This window comes from Polaromonas sp. (genome assembly GCF_035638815.1).
Taxonomy (GTDB): Bacteria; Pseudomonadota; Gammaproteobacteria; order Burkholderiales; family Burkholderiaceae_C; genus Polaromonas.
Genome location: NZ_DASQZG010000011.1, coordinates 106,180 through 120,080 on the forward strand (window position 1 = coordinate 106,180; position 13,901 = coordinate 120,080).

The following is a 13,901-nucleotide window of genomic DNA, read 5'->3' on the forward strand; positions in this document are numbered from 1 at the left end:
TCTACGCTCTTTCTTTGGATAGGACTGTCGTTACAGTCCCTGCCCCGATTGCGGGGGGCCCATTATCGCCGCCTGGTCAGCCTAGGCGGCGTGAGCCAGACTCCGGATGCCCAGGCGCTCGGGCGACACATACTGCTGCCGGTAAATTTCAAAGGGCATGGTGTCCGCAGCCTCAATGGCTTTTTGTTCCGCCACCGAGTGGCGCGTCAGTTCGGCAAACGCGGCCTGCTGCTCATCAGAAAAAGGAAGCGCCAGCAAGGTCTGACGCGTGCTGAGGGACTGTGCCCGGGCGAAGGCGACAAAGGAGCTGTTGTGCTCTGCGGTCATGGCCTCAAGGACCCGGGCGGAGGGCAATGAGTCGGGCTTGTGCAAGGCAGCGCCTGCGGCGCGCACCGCGTCGGCATAAGCGGAACCGCCCTGAGCGGCGTCCAGCACCAGGGCAATGGGAACGCATTGTTCAATCAGCTGCGCACCCCAGCCAGTGAGCGTGACCTCCTCGCCAGCGCGCTCGAGCGTCAAGCCTGGCTCGCGGCCACGACCGGCCACGCGGTGCTGGTTGCGCGCAAGCGCTGCAATTTCCTGCGGTGTGTCGGGCGGACTGTCTGACAGCAGACAGTGGAGCAAAAACACATCAAGAAAACGCATGGTTTCAGGCGCGATGCCGACCGGGACAAACGGATCGAGATCCATGAGGCGCACCTCGACGTATTCGACACCGCGTTCGCGCAGGGCGTGTAGCGGACGCTCTCCGGGAAAAATCACGCGCTTGGGGCGGATGGTGCCGTAGAACTCGTTTTCAATCTGCAGCAGGCTGGTGGCAAGCTGGTTGTAATCGCCGCCCGGGTTGCGGATGCCCACTGCTTCGTACGCCGGGTAGGGCCGGGTCAGCGCGTCTTCAAGTGACGCACCGTAACCGTCCAGATTGTTGTAGCTGACTTTGAGCGAAGCTTGCGCGTCGCTCTGGTAGCCCAGCCGCCCCATGCGCAGCGAAGTTCCGTGCGGCATGTACATGGTGTGCTCTGTCAGCGCCTGCAGATCGTGCTGACGCCCGGCTACAAAACTGGAACAGACAGCCGGTGAGGCTCCAAACAGATAAAGCAGCAAAAATGCATGGCGCCGGAAATTACGGATCAGCCCAAAGTACTCCTCGCTGGAAACACCGGGCAGCGACCAGTTGTAGTGAATGCCCGAGATGGTTTGCATGCGCCTGCCATAACGGTGACTCAGGCCCAGGCGATACACGCTTTTGGCGCGCCCGACGTTGGACGAGCCATACCGACCCACTGGAATCGTCTCGTCCGTAGGCAGGCCGCAGGGCATGCTCGAAACCCACAACATTTCATCACCCAGCGCCTGCATGGCGCGGTAGGTGAACTGATGAATGTGAGTCAGCTCATTTAACGCCGCCTGCACGCCATCATTGAGCCCCGCGTGCGCAGCGGTGACAAGCTCGAGCTGCGATTCGCTGAAATCGGTGGTGATGCTGGGGTGGGTCAACGCAGAGCCCAAAGCCGCCGGGTGCGGGGTCAATGCCAGACCACCACCGGGTTGTGCACGCAGGCTTTCTTTCTCGATGCCGCGCCGCATGCCCTTCAGCCTGGCAGGGTCCAGCGCCCGCAGGCGATCCCCCAAATACGCGTCGCCGCGCGTGTGCAAGCTGTTCATGTTTTATCCCCCGATTCTTTTGACTGGCTGCAAGGTATCACAGGCCGGTTTTGTTTGCTGGCGGGGCGGCTGCCCTCTGCCCTGCCCTCTGGCGACGGCGCTTCAGCTGACAGGGCTCCCGGAAGCAAACGCTATTATTAAGATAGCAAACTTTGCCCGCGCCTTATGGGCAAGGCAGCGATTTGATTCATAACCCATTTCCCCAAGGCATAGATGGCGCCCTGATCGCCCATTGCAATGCCGGGAAAGCCCTTACGGCTGCGCGGCAAGCGCGGCCGTGCAAGCAGCGCCAGTTCAGGCAGAACGGCCGTCAGCCAGAACGCGCAGCAACCAGGCGTTCATGTCCGCGATTTCCTCCATGCACACCGAGTGCTCCATCTCGTACGTATGCCAGTCCACTGAATAGCCCAAGGCGGTGAGCGCATCGCGGGTTGCTGTTGCAGCGGCGAGCGGGACCACACCATCGCGCTTGCCGTGGCCAAGAAAAATCGGGACGCCCTGACTGGCCGCACTGCGCTCTGCCGCGAGCGTGTGAGCCAGCGGCAAATAGCCGGACAGACCCATGATGCCGCCCAGTTTTTGGGGGTAACGCAGGCCGGTCATCAATGCCATCGCGCAGCCCTGCGAAAAGCCCGCAATGATGATGCGGTTGGCGGCGATGCCGCGGCCTGTCTCACGCGCTATCAAGGTGTTGATCAATGCCTGCGTCTGGCGCAAGCCTTTTTCATCCTGGCGGGCCGTCAAGTCAGCACTCAAAATGTCGTACCAGGCGGGCATTTGATAGCCGCCATTGATAGTAACGGACATCACGGGCGCATTGGGGAAAACAAAACGCACGGGGCCAACAGCTTCCAGCGACAACTCATTGGCAATGGACACAAAGTCCCTCCCGTCGGCTCCCAGGCCGTGCATAAGCAGCACGGTGGCGGTGGGGTTGGGCGCGGTCTCGACTTCAATGACTTCCAGTGACATGGGATCTTTTGTGGGGGTGGCGAGCGAAAGCCCGGAGCTGCAACTGTAACAAGCCAGGATGCGCGCAGCCGGATAGGCGTCAACGCGGGAGTCTGACCACAGGATGACACCATGTGAAAAAAGCGGGTTGCCCCTACATCCTTCGGCAACAACTCCTTACTTGTGTCCAATCGAGGAGGCGGCACAGTTGGACTACGGGCAAATACGCCTGGGTCAGACAAAAAAGGTGATCTCATGTTCTACAAAAAAACGATTCTTGCACTGGCTGCGGCCGGCGCCGTGGTTTTCATGGGCGCTCCTTCCTGGGCCCAGGTTAGCAGCGTGACTTCCAGCACCACGGCCTCGTCCAAAAACCCGGAGAGCAGGCTCAGCTCAACTTACGCATCGTTTGCGGGTTCACCCCAAAATGCGCAAGCCCTTGTTGGCGGACTGCGCAACAGCTCCACCGTCACCCTGACCGCAAACCCTGCGGGCCCCAACCCGACGGCGCCCTCGGCGAGCGTCACGCCCGCCACTGGCAAGATGGGATACGGTAACGTCAACCATGCCCTGGCACTTGCACAAGCCGACCTGGCCCGCCAGGGCATTACCCAGCCCACTCCTGCACAACTGGCATCGTCCCTCAACGGCGTGCTTGGACAACGTGCCGCTGGCATGGGCTGGGGCAATATTGCCAAATCCATGGGCACAACCATGGGCAAGGTGACGAGTGCGTCCAAAACAGATAACGCCAAAGCAGGCGCCAAATCTTCCAGCAAATCCGAACGCGGCTCCCTCGCCAGTTCAGCTGGTAAAGACAACAGCAACAAAGGCGGCCTGAGCGCGTCCAACAATTCAGGCGGGAATAAAGGTAACGGCGGGTTCGGAAACTCAGCCAGCAACGGCGGAGGTAACGGCGGCGGCAACGGCGGCGGCAATGGTGGAGGCAACGGCGGAGGTAACGGCGGAGGTAACGGCGGCGGCAATGGTGGAGGCAACGGCGGCGGCGGTGGCGGCAATGGTAAATAGTCATTTGCCCACACCACAACCAGCCCGCTAGGCGATCTCCGGCCGGTGCTCCCAAGTGAAGGGTAGGCACCGGCTTGACTTGCCACCTCACTTGGACGACTATCGATCACAAGGAAACATGCGATCGATCGCAAGAGAGCGTCAAGCGTGAAACAAGTGTTCAATAAATTGATGGGTCTGAAGATTTCCCGCAAGGAACCTGCCACTGCGAGCAAATCACCCCTGAGCGTGCCGGCTGAAAACGTGGACAGCAGGCCCCATACCATCGACGACAACTCTGACAATGGCACGCGCCGGCAGCTGGTTCAAGTGGTTTTGCGTGACTGTTTGCGCGATCTGGGCATTCCGCCGAAATGGGTTGAATGCCAAATGCTGCTGGTCAACAGCCGCAGCCGCGGCCCAGGCATGTATGTGCGTCTGGTAGTCCGCCAGTGGGATGCGCAACTGCTGACCTATATGGTTGCTTTCCAAAAGCAGTTGCTGGCAGCCATCACAGAATTCGAGCCGACCGCCTCCAACTGGCTACACGGCATTTCGTGGGAATTCAATGTGGGCGAGACCTGTCCTTACCCCGATATGCCCGACCCAAGTGCATGGGTCGCGTCCGGCGGCGGCCCCAAAGGCGCCGCAAAGTCTGCGGCAAACGACAAAGATCCGGCAGAAGACGAGGTTTTAAAAGATTTGCAGGACCTGCAACGCATGTTCGCCCACGGAGACGCGGCCACAGGACAGCAGGTTGACCGGGACGGCAGGCCAGTTGATTTTCAAAATACTCAGCCCGCGCAGATGTAGTTTCAACCATCGCTGGCTTGCTCCCCGGCGTTTGCGATGTTTGACGACAGCGCAACCCGCCTCCCGCCTTCAGTTGATTTGGGGCGCGCCCACTAAGATCAAATAGCAGCCAGAAAGGCATCGTCATGACACGCGTTTTCAAATACACCCTGGGAGCCCTGCTCCCCCTCTTGCTCAGCACTCAGGCCTTGGCCTGTTATACGGTCTACAACCGGGCCAACCAGGTGATTTATCACGCGTCAACACCGCCAGTGGACATGCAATATCAGTTGCACCAGACACTGCCAGCTGTGTTTACTGACGGACATATGGTTTTTTCGGTGACTGACACCAATTGCCCCAAGGTCAATGTGACACGCACGAGCAGGGTCAATATGTCCGGAGGGGACATGCAGCGCGGTGCGACCCCAAGACAGCCTCGCGGCTAGGCCAGACTTGCCTCAGGGCCTTTGGGCAAACAGCGCATGGGCGGCCCGGGTTTCGGGCAGTACATAAACCACGCTGTAATTTTTACCCAACACGGGCTGTACAACCTCTTCAAAAAACGCGACCGGGACAACAACACATCCCAGGGAGACCCGGTTGTCGTCCGGCGTGCTTGACGCCAAGCGCTGCAGGCGACGTTCCTGACTCTGTCCGGGTCGCACCCGATGGATTGCCAGTCCTTCTGTGTAGTTGATCCACACAACCTCTTCCCCGTCCAGATTGCGGCCCGGCTGCGAAAGAAACCTTCCGGAAGGCGTGGTGCGTTCAAAGGGCAGTATTTTTGATGGTTCTCGTGAACCTATGCCCGGAACCGAATGATCACCGCTGGCCAAACCCAGCAGGGCGGCGGAAGCGCCAACCAACTGGCCGTCGGCTTGAAAAACGAATATCCGCGCATCTTTTTTGTCGACGATGACAAAAGGCCAGCCCTGGTTGTCCGATGAAGCCAGGATGCGTGCGGCTGTGTAACGCACGTCGGCGGAGGCTGTAGCACCGCCAAAGTCAGCAAACAAGACCTGTTGGGCTGCGGAACCCTCTGTTGCCGCAACTGGTGAGAGAAAAGCTGACAGCGCCCATGAGGCGGCCATCGCGCAAACAATTCTGCTTTTGAGAGTCATCCAGGGTCCCGGTGGGGCTGCGTCTACAGACCAGCACCGGGGCCTTCCCAGTGCTGTAGGACAGATCCTACCCACTGAACGCCAGGATTGAAAGGGCGGATGCACCTCCAAATCAGTTTGCTATATTTTTTATAGCAATCTCTACCCTCTCTTCAAGGGCGAAAGCCATATGTAATAGTCGCAGGGGATTTCACCTAGACCGATGAAATCGTAGGAATTAACCTACGCCAAGCTCAGGATTTGATATCCGCAGCTGCGTACGCCTGAAACACGTCGGTCGTAGACCGGGTTTCCGGCAAAACATAAATCACGCCGCGAGATGAGCCCAACACCGGCTTAACCACGCCATCGTAAAAAGGAGCTGGCAGGTTGATGCAACCAAAGGAGATGCGGTTGTCATCGGGAGTGGCTGACGCCAGACGTTCGAGCCGCCGCTCACTAGGCTCTTTGGCCCGCACACGGTGCATGGATACGGCGGCATCATAGTCCACCCACACAATGTCTTCGCCGGTGGAGTTGACACCCGGCACGCTGACAAATCGCCCAGCGGGTGTAGTGCGTTCGTGAGGCTGAATAGCCGATATCTCCCGCTCACCAATGCCGGCAACTGAATCGTCGCCTACGGCCGAGCCCATTAGCGCTGGCGTCGCCCCCAGCAGACGCCCGCCCGCTTCAAATACAAACACCCTCACATGCTGTTTATCCACAAGGACAAACGGCATGCCACGGTGATCGGCAGTGCTCATGATCCAGCTCGCAAATCTTCTGATCTCCGGCGAAGCTTCTTCGCCTGCAAAGTCGGCCACCAGAACCGGTTGCTGGTGAGCAACAACGGGACGGCTTTGTCTGGATGTGACCTGGCCGGGCAGGATGAGCGCGACAACAGCGCAGCCGATGCCAAGACCTTTTAGAACGGCATCGAATTGCGAAGGTGATTGTTCTGACCTGCTCATGTCTGGTCTGCCTTAAATGCTGTACGTCACAACGGGGAGGCCGAATAAACCCGGCCTCCCCGGAGGAACCAATTTCACCGGTACGACTTAGTTGCGGTCAGCGCGTGGCTCGGGAGTCACGGCATCACGTTGCATCGTGGTGCTGCTGTCCATGGAAGTGCCCGAGCTGGTGCCGGTGCTGGACGAAGGCTGGTTCTGCATGGTGCCAGAGGAATTGCCGCTAGTGCCTGAAGTGGCATCTGTCGATGGGCGAGCTTGTGTCGCACCCTGCGCAGGGGTGTCGGCAGCAGCCGGCGTAGTAGTTTGCGCATAAGCAAAACCGGCGCCCGCGACCAGAGCAGCGGCAGTCAGAGTAGCAGTGAGGGATTGAGTAAATTTCATGAGTAGCTCCTGAATAAAACCCAATGAAGGGCGGTTGAAGTAAACGCCGACAGAAGTGCCGACTGATTTAAATTTAGGAGCTGATAAAAATTCTGGGAGTCGGTTTCATGCGCGCATGACTGTAGGACGAGTCCGGTCCGCCGACGTTTGCTTTCAGATCGTTACCCGCGCTTGCAGCGTGTGACAGCGGGAGTGAGTGCTCGCAAGAATCGATGGCCTGCATGTGCACGCCGGAGACGGACTACATCACGCGCCAGCATCATCCTGCAGATCATGCGCAAGCCCGGGCAGACACTGCAAGTGTGTCAGCCGGGCGCCGCGCTACAACGACAGGTATCCGACCTCCGCCTCCGGGCGAATCGTCAGAACATTGTCCAGCGGCCCCGGCTGCTTTTTTTTGGCCGTGCCCTAGACTTTGGCGAGAGCCGCTTGTGCCATAGCCTTTGCAACTTCCGTGTTGCCTTGCACTGCGCCGCTCTGGGGCACGATCTCACCCGTTCGCTCTGTGACCTGCGACAGACGCGCTGCAAGCGCTTCCGGTGTTTGCGCATCATTGCCCAGCCACACACCCTGCGTCAGTGTGATATGCGCCGCCTCAAAGGAGCCAGCACCGGCGCAAAGAATGGTTCGTGTCGGGGCATCCTCTGCAACCAGCACAAGCATGGCAGGCACCACCGCTTCGGGTTTTAAGGCCTGCAGGATTTCTTCGGGCATCAAATCTTCTGTCATGCGGGTGGCCGCTGTGGGCGCCAGACAATTCACACGAATATTGTTCCTGGCTCCCTCAATGGACAGGGTTTGCATCAGTCCAACCAGCGCCATCTTGGCCGCTCCGTAGTTGGCCTGACCAAAGTTGCCATACAGGCCTGATGAAGAAGACGTCATCAGGATGCGTCCGTAAGCCTGTTTGGTCATGATGGGCCAGACAGCTTTTGTGCAGTGCACCGCGCCCATCAGGTGCACATTCATCACCAGTGCAAAGTCGCTGAGTTCCATCTTTGCAAAACTTTTGTCACGCAATATGCCCGCGTTGTTAACCAGAATGTCCACGCGGCCCCAGGCATCCATAGCCTGCTGCACCATGGCTTGCACTGCATCAAAATCCGTGACGGAAGCGCCGTTGGCCAAGGCTTCGCCGCCTGCTGCAAGAATTTCGTTCACCACCGCCTGCGCGGCACTGACAGAGCCACCCGTGCCGTCCCGCGCACCACCCAAATCGTTGACCAGCACTTTGGCCCCGCGCCTTGCAAGCGCCAGCGCATGCTGACGGCCCAGGCCGCCGCCGGCGCCCGTGACAATGGCCACCTGGCCTGTGAAATCAATACCCATTCTTCATCTCCTGTTGTTGTGCTGCTGGAAGCGTGTCGTGCGTCTGATAGCCTCCGTAATGTAATTGACCCGAACAACTGGTAACCAACATTCAATCCCCCATGGAACTGCATCTGGAAACCATCCACTCCGTACCGCGCCCCGCGGCCACTGTCGTTCTCTTGCGCGATACACCGGTTGGCCTGGAAGTTTTTTTGATGAAGCGCCACGGTTTGTCCGACGTGCTGGGAGGTGCTTATGTTTTTCCGGGTGGCAAGGTTGATGCTGCCGATGCAGAGCTGGATATGGCTGCGCACCTGGACCAGCCGGTCGCAGCTCTGCATGCCGGCCTGAATGAGTCCGACATAGACCTGCAAACCGCGGGAGGCCTCTATGTGGCAGCCGTGCGGGAAGCGTTTGAAGAGTGCGGCGTGTTGTTTGCACACGCAAGTGAGACACCTGAACCAGCCTTGCGTGCGGCGGCCTTGCTGCGCGAAGGCCACGGCTTTAATGCGGTGCTGGTGCAGCTGGCACTGCGGCTGCAAACCCGCAGTCTGGCGCCCTGGTCGCGCTGGATCACACCCACCGCACCGTCAGTGATGAACAAACGTTTTGACACGCGCTTTTTTGTGGCCGCCCTTCCCGATGGCCAGGTGGCGCGGCACGACGACTTTGAGACCACGGAAAGCATCTGGCTCACGCCGCGCGCCGCACTGGAGCAGTACTGGAACGGAGACATTGAACTGGCGCCGCCGCAAATCATGAGCCTGGCACATCTGGCACGACACGTCTCGACAGCCAGCGTGCTGGCAGCCGCCCGTAGCCGCGTCCCGCCGGTGATTCAGCCCGAGCCTTTTGACCAGGAGGGCACGCGGGTGATTTGTTACCCAGGTGACCCCCGTCACTCAGTGCGCGAGCAGGCTTTGCCCGGCCCCACGCGCCTGTGTTATCGCAACAAGCGGTTCGAGCCGGTCGACGGTCTCCAGACTCTCTTCGTCTGAACCCCCGGTACATGTAGCCGCGATCCAGCGCTCAATGTCCGCCGTACTGTTGACTGTGCGCAGGGCCTGGTAGGCCAGTTCGGCCTCCGGATAACAACGGCGCAAAAAGTTGAGCCACTGCTTGAGCCGGCCGGGCCGCGAATGGGCATCAAGCCGCACACACACCAAACGCCAGAACTGATCGATCAGCGGCAACACTGCGGACCAGGGCAGCCCAGAGTGGCCCCGGGCCGCACCGCGTATGGCCAGTGCAAGGCCAGGGTTGGCAACAGCGCCGCGGCCCAGCATCAGCATGTCGCAACCAGAAGCCAACCGGCACAAACGCGCGTCCTCTACGGTCCAGATTTCGCCGTTGGCCACCAGGGGAATGCTGACTGCGGCGCGAATGTCGGCAATACGCTCCCAGTAGGCCGGTGGGCGATAAGCCTGCGCCTTGGTGCGGGCATGCACCACCAACTCATCGGCGCCGCTCCCGGCAATCGCCAGCGCACACTCGACCGCTCTCGTGTCGTCGTTAAATCCCAGGCGCATCTTGGCTGACACCGGCATGTGCGCAGGAACGGCCCGACGCACGGCGGACACGATGGCGGCAATTGTCTCGGGCTCCTGCAGCAAGGCAGCCCCGCCACCGTGTCGATTGACCACCTTTGCCGGGCAGCCAAAGTTCAGGTCAATGCCGGCCGGCCCGAGCGTGGCAAGACGCGCGGCGTTTTCGGCCAGGCATGCCGGATCAGAGCCCAGCAATTGCGCGCGTACCGGCACGCCCGCCAAGGTGCGACCGCCGTTGTACAGCTCGGGCACGATGCGATAGAACACCCTCTCGGGTAGCAACTGGTCGGTGATGCGTATGAACTCCGAGACACAGCGGTCAATGCCGCCGGCGCGGGTCAAAATGTCGCGCAACACAAAGTCCAGCAAGCCCTCCATGGGCGCGAGCAAGATGGTGCTGGCAGCGGGCGGCTCACCTTGCAGGGAGGATGCCATGTCAGACAGAAATTTCAAAGCAGGCGTCGACAAGATCCGGGCCAACAGGTTTGAGCCATGCATTCCTGATGCGACAGACTTTGGCTCGCATGGATAAGCTTGAGGGCATAGGCATGGATCAAAATTCTAGTCCTACATGGACCGGCGGGCGCGTCTTACGCAAGAGCGTTATCACGAGTTGACAATGAAATGCTTTCAAGGACTCTCCAGCACATTCAAGGAAACCTTCATGGCCCGCTCTAATCCATTGCCCGTTCCCGACAGAAAAAAAGCCAACCCGTCCGAGACAGGTTTTGACGGTGTAGCCAAAGAGGCGCAAAACTCCCGCTGGCCTTTTGCCGAAGGCTCACAAAACAATCTCGACGAGGTACATGCCCCCTGGCCGCGCCCTTGGGCACGTACAAGCACGGCGACGCCGCCCCGCCGCCCTGGTCAGTAATTACCGATGTAATCCTTTTTGCCAACTTCTACACCGTTGTGGCGCAGGATCGCATAAGCACTGGTGGTGTGAAAAAAGAAGTGTGGCATACCGTAGTTGAGCAAATAGGACTGGCCGCTGAAAATCTTTTCCTTGGGCGTGCCGGCCTGCGTCAAAATCCGCCGCTCTTCACTGCCATCAATTTGAGCCGCGGTGAGAGTATTGATAAATGCCAGGGTTTTCTCAATTCGCGCCTGGAGATCGGCAAAACTGGTTTCGGTGTCTTCAAAGCTAGGCACATCGACACCCGCAATTCGGGCTGACACACTTTTTGCGAAATCGGCAGCTACCTGGACTTGACGGAGCAAGGCAAACATATCGGGGTAAAGGCGGGCCTGCAGCAAAGCATTGGGATCAATCTTGCGCGACGCGGCATGGGCCTCGGCCTTGGCGAGAACGCCGCTCAGACCGCCAAGCATTTGCTTGAACACAGGAACACTGGCTTGGTACATGGACAAGGTCATGAGAAGAATCCTCGGTAAAAATGGGAAATGAAAATGGTCCCGAGCGGGACCATGGGCCAGAGAAGAATTTCAGTATAAGTGCGCGAGACTTTTAGCGCTTGCGCCGCAACATTTTCTGAACTGCGGTTACAGCGAGCAGAACCACCGCACCGACAGCTATACCCACCGCCCCATCGGCCAGGAGCGAGACGGCAGTTCCCAACACGCTACCCATGCTGGCTGCAGCAGCTTCAATAGCGTGGGCCACAGCCGGTATCCCGTGCACGACAATACCGCCGCCCACCAGAAACATTGCAGCGGTTCCCGCTACCGACAAGCCCTTCATCAACCAGGGAGCGGTCCACAAAATGCCTTCGCCAATGCTGCGCTGCAATCGCACTGCCGCACTGTCCCCGGTTTTGCGGGTCAGGTAAAGGCCGCCATCGTCCAGCTTGACGATGCCGGCTACCAGGCCATACACGCCAACCGTCATCAAGAGGGCAATACCAACCAGAACTGAAACCTGTGTCATGAAAGGGCTTGCCTGAACCGTGCCCAAGGTGATCACAATAATTTCTGCCGAGAGGATGAAGTCGGTACGTACGGCGCCCTTGATCTTGTCCTTTTCGACTTCCATCAAATCCACCGACGGATCAATCAGTGCCTCCATCAACTCTTTCTGGTGCGCCGCCTCCTCCTCTTTGCTGTGCAAAAACTTGTGCGCCAGCTTTTCAACACCCTCATAACAAAGATAAGCGCCGCCCGCCATCAGCAACGGGGTGACAGCCCACGGCAGCCAGGCACTGATGGCCAACGCTGACGGCACGAGGATGGCCTTGTTGATAAAAGACCCCTTGGCCACAGCCCAGACGACCGGCAACTCGCGGTCGGCTTTGACTCCGGAGACCTGCTGCGCGTTGAGCGCCAGATCGTCCCCCAGTACACCCGCTGTCTTTTTGGCGGCCACCTTGGTGAGCAGTGCCACATCGTCCAGCACGGTGGCAATGTCATCAATAAGAGCAAAGAGGCTGCTGGCCATAAATCAGGTCCTGAAAAATAAGTTTGGAGAGGCTCCATTGTCGCCGCGCCGATGAGGATTTTCACGCGCCGCCACGTAGCAGAGTGCAAAATGACACGACCATGAAAAACACGCTGATTGCCTACCTTAGCGCCCTGATGTTTGTGCTTGCTGCCGATATCGTCTGGCTCGGATTCCTCATGCCAGCCCAGTACCAGGCCTGGCTCGGCCCCTTGATGCGTGCGCAGCCACTCTTGCTGCCGGCCGCGGTGTTTTATTTGCTGTACCCCGTGGGCCTTTTGGTTTTTGCGGTTAGGCCCGCTCTTGAAAAAAGCCAATGGACCACGGCAGCAAGTTTGGGTGCTTTGTTTGGACTGGTGGCGTACGGCACTTACGACCTGAGCAATTTCGCCACCCTGGAAGGTTGGCCGTTGCAGCTCACGCTGGTGGACATGGTCTGGGGGTCGGCCCTGTCGAGCGCGGCGACCCTGGCTGCCTACGCTGCCACGCGTGCCTGGGGCTCAAAACCGCGCTGACGCTGCGGCTGCAGGCCTTGTCTCTGGGCCTTGTTTCAGGGCCTTGTATTTGGCAGCTTCGTTGCCACATCAGGGTGGCGCTGTCTGACGCGCTCCCCCTTGAGTGAAATACATGCCCCTTCTGATTTTTTCCCTGGTGCTCCACGCCTATGTGGGCGCACGCCTTATCCCGGCCCTGGAAGACTGGCCCCTGATGCAGGTTCTGATGGGTCTGGGGTTGCTGGCGTCCATAGTCATGATCCCGCTGGGACTGACCGCGCGTCGCTTCAAGACGCCGGTGGTAGCGGATCGCGTGGCGTGGACCGGCATGTTGTTCATGGGTCTGTTCTCATCCCTCATTGTTCTCACGCTGCTGCGCGACGCCACGCTGCTGGGCGCTCACTTGGTGCTGGCAGCGGCGCCAGACGCCTTTTCATTTGAAATGCTGCGGACGTGGTCCGCAGCCGGGGTTGCACTGCTCGGACTGCTCATGACTGTCCTGGGTTTTATCAACGCCAGGCGCACCGCAGCGGTGGTGCCTGTGGACATCCCCATTGCGGGACTGCCGGCAGATCTCCACGGCTTTTCAATCGCGCAGATCAGTGACATTCACGTCGGCCCAACCATCAAGCGTGGCTACCTTCAATCCATCGTCGACGTGGTGAATGGATTGAACGTGGACATGGTCGCCGTCACGGGTGATTTGGTTGATGGTTCAGTGGAGGAGCTGGCGCAACATGTTGCGCCACTTGGAGGATTGTCGTCCAGGCACGGGACGTTTTTCGTCACAGGCAATCATGAGTATTACGCGGGTGCTCATGCGTGGATAACCGAGCTAGAGCGACTGGGGCTCAACGTGCTCATGAATGAACACGTGGTTCTTCAACATGGCGAGCCCGTGTTGGCACTGGCAGGGGTCGCCGACTACAGTGCGGCTCATTTTGACAAGTCGCACCGCAGCGATCCGCATGCGGCGATCGCAGGCGCACCGCACGATGCCGGCGCGCGTGTGTTGTTGGCCCATCAGCCGCGAAGCTCCTCAGAGGCGGCGAAGGCGGGCTTTCACCTTCAACTCTCCGGCCATACCCATGGCGGGCAATTCTGGCCCTGGAACTTTTTTGTCCGGTTTCAGCAACCCTTCACCGCAGGCCTGCACCGGGTGCAGGATCTCTGGATTTACACCAGCCGCGGAACGGGTTACTGGGGGCCGCCCAAGCGATTTGGTGCGCCATCAGAAATCACGCACCTGCGCCTGGTGACGGCCGCTTAGGCGGCCTGTT

At 59.3% G+C, this 13,901-nt stretch carries 16 protein-coding genes; 7 read left to right on the forward strand and 9 right to left on the reverse strand.

What is annotated here, in order from left to right:
* Nucleotides 1-81: 81 nt before the first annotated feature.
* Together gshA and VE934_RS06445 are read right to left on the reverse strand one after the other, a co-directional pair.
* The gene (gene gshA, locus VE934_RS06440; RefSeq protein ID WP_324885521.1) at nucleotides 82-1,665 is read right to left on the reverse strand and encodes a glutamate--cysteine ligase; all 1,584 of its coding nucleotides are present in this window, start codon (nucleotides 1,663-1,665) and stop codon (nucleotides 82-84) included.
* A 294-nt stretch (nucleotides 1,666-1,959) separates the two neighbouring features.
* Nucleotides 1,960-2,637 carry an alpha/beta hydrolase gene (locus tag VE934_RS06445; protein WP_324885523.1) on the reverse strand — a complete coding sequence of 226 codons (678 nt, stop codon included), beginning with the start codon at nucleotides 2,635-2,637 and terminating at the stop codon, nucleotides 1,960-1,962.
* 234 nt (nucleotides 2,638-2,871) lie between these two features.
* Here VE934_RS06445 and VE934_RS06450 point away from each other — a divergent pair, with 234 nt between their 5' ends.
* The 3 genes from VE934_RS06450 to VE934_RS06460 all read left to right on the forward strand — a co-directional run bounded on the left by VE934_RS06450 (nucleotide 2,872) and on the right by VE934_RS06460 (nucleotide 4,865).
* The gene (locus VE934_RS06450) at nucleotides 2,872-3,645 is read left to right on the forward strand and encodes a hypothetical protein (RefSeq protein ID WP_324885525.1); all 774 of its coding nucleotides are present in this window, start codon (nucleotides 2,872-2,874) and stop codon (nucleotides 3,643-3,645) included.
* A 171-nt stretch (nucleotides 3,646-3,816) separates the two neighbouring features.
* Nucleotides 3,817-4,437, forward strand: coding sequence for a hypothetical protein (locus VE934_RS06455; protein ID WP_324885527.1), 621 nt, complete (start codon nucleotides 3,817-3,819; stop codon nucleotides 4,435-4,437).
* Between the two features lie 125 nt (nucleotides 4,438-4,562).
* Nucleotides 4,563-4,865, forward strand: a complete 303-nt coding sequence (locus tag VE934_RS06460; protein ID WP_324885529.1) for a hypothetical protein — start codon at nucleotides 4,563-4,565, stop codon at nucleotides 4,863-4,865.
* Between the two features lie 12 nt (nucleotides 4,866-4,877).
* Here VE934_RS06460 and VE934_RS06465 read toward each other — a convergent pair whose 3' ends face one another.
* The 4 genes from VE934_RS06465 to VE934_RS06480 all read right to left on the reverse strand — a co-directional run bounded on the left by VE934_RS06465 (nucleotide 4,878) and on the right by VE934_RS06480 (nucleotide 8,203).
* On the reverse strand, nucleotides 4,878-5,540 hold the full coding sequence (locus VE934_RS06465) for a hypothetical protein (RefSeq protein WP_324885531.1): 663 nt from the start codon (nucleotides 5,538-5,540) through the stop codon (nucleotides 4,878-4,880).
* A gap of 233 nt (nucleotides 5,541-5,773) precedes the next feature.
* Nucleotides 5,774-6,493, reverse strand: coding sequence for a hypothetical protein (locus VE934_RS06470; protein ID WP_324885533.1), 720 nt, complete (start codon nucleotides 6,491-6,493; stop codon nucleotides 5,774-5,776).
* An 87-nt stretch (nucleotides 6,494-6,580) separates the two neighbouring features.
* On the reverse strand, nucleotides 6,581-6,874 hold the full coding sequence (locus VE934_RS06475; RefSeq protein WP_324885535.1) for a hypothetical protein: 294 nt from the start codon (nucleotides 6,872-6,874) through the stop codon (nucleotides 6,581-6,583).
* Nucleotides 6,875-7,282: 408 nt separating this feature from the next.
* Nucleotides 7,283-8,203, reverse strand: coding sequence for an SDR family oxidoreductase (locus VE934_RS06480; protein WP_324885537.1), 921 nt, complete (start codon nucleotides 8,201-8,203; stop codon nucleotides 7,283-7,285).
* A 101-nt stretch (nucleotides 8,204-8,304) separates the two neighbouring features.
* On the opposite strand from VE934_RS06480, the gene VE934_RS06485 reads away from it, so the two are divergent.
* Nucleotides 8,305-9,183 carry an NUDIX hydrolase gene (locus tag VE934_RS06485; RefSeq protein WP_324885539.1) on the forward strand — a complete coding sequence of 293 codons (879 nt, stop codon included), beginning with the start codon at nucleotides 8,305-8,307 and terminating at the stop codon, nucleotides 9,181-9,183.
* Here VE934_RS06485 and VE934_RS06490 read toward each other — a convergent pair.
* On the reverse strand, nucleotides 9,088-10,167 hold the full coding sequence (locus VE934_RS06490; protein WP_324885541.1) for a tRNA dihydrouridine synthase: 1,080 nt from the start codon (nucleotides 10,165-10,167) through the stop codon (nucleotides 9,088-9,090). The genes VE934_RS06485 and VE934_RS06490 overlap by 96 nt on opposite strands.
* A gap of 229 nt (nucleotides 10,168-10,396) precedes the next feature.
* On the opposite strand from VE934_RS06490, the gene VE934_RS06495 reads away from it, so the two are divergent.
* Nucleotides 10,397-10,606, forward strand: coding sequence for a hypothetical protein (locus VE934_RS06495; RefSeq protein WP_324885543.1), 210 nt, complete (start codon nucleotides 10,397-10,399; stop codon nucleotides 10,604-10,606).
* Here the strand turns inward: VE934_RS06495 and VE934_RS06500 are convergent.
* Nucleotides 10,600-11,109 carry a DUF1993 domain-containing protein gene (locus VE934_RS06500; RefSeq protein WP_324885545.1) on the reverse strand — a complete coding sequence of 170 codons (510 nt, stop codon included), beginning with the start codon at nucleotides 11,107-11,109 and terminating at the stop codon, nucleotides 10,600-10,602. The two genes, VE934_RS06495 and VE934_RS06500, sit on opposite strands and share 7 nt — an antisense overlap.
* 91 nt (nucleotides 11,110-11,200) lie before the next feature.
* The gene (locus VE934_RS06505; protein WP_324885547.1) at nucleotides 11,201-12,127 is read right to left on the reverse strand and encodes a DUF808 domain-containing protein; all 927 of its coding nucleotides are present in this window, start codon (nucleotides 12,125-12,127) and stop codon (nucleotides 11,201-11,203) included.
* A gap of 101 nt (nucleotides 12,128-12,228) precedes the next feature.
* On the opposite strand from VE934_RS06505, the gene VE934_RS06510 reads away from it, so the two are divergent.
* Both VE934_RS06510 and VE934_RS06515 read left to right on the forward strand, forming a co-directional pair.
* Nucleotides 12,229-12,642, forward strand: a complete 414-nt coding sequence (locus tag VE934_RS06510; protein ID WP_324885549.1) for a DUF2177 family protein — start codon at nucleotides 12,229-12,231, stop codon at nucleotides 12,640-12,642.
* 112 nt (nucleotides 12,643-12,754) lie between these two features.
* Entirely contained in the window at nucleotides 12,755-13,891 is a 1,137-nt protein-coding gene (locus tag VE934_RS06515) for a metallophosphoesterase (protein WP_324885551.1), read from the forward strand.
* Nucleotides 13,892-13,901 lie beyond the last annotated feature (10 nt).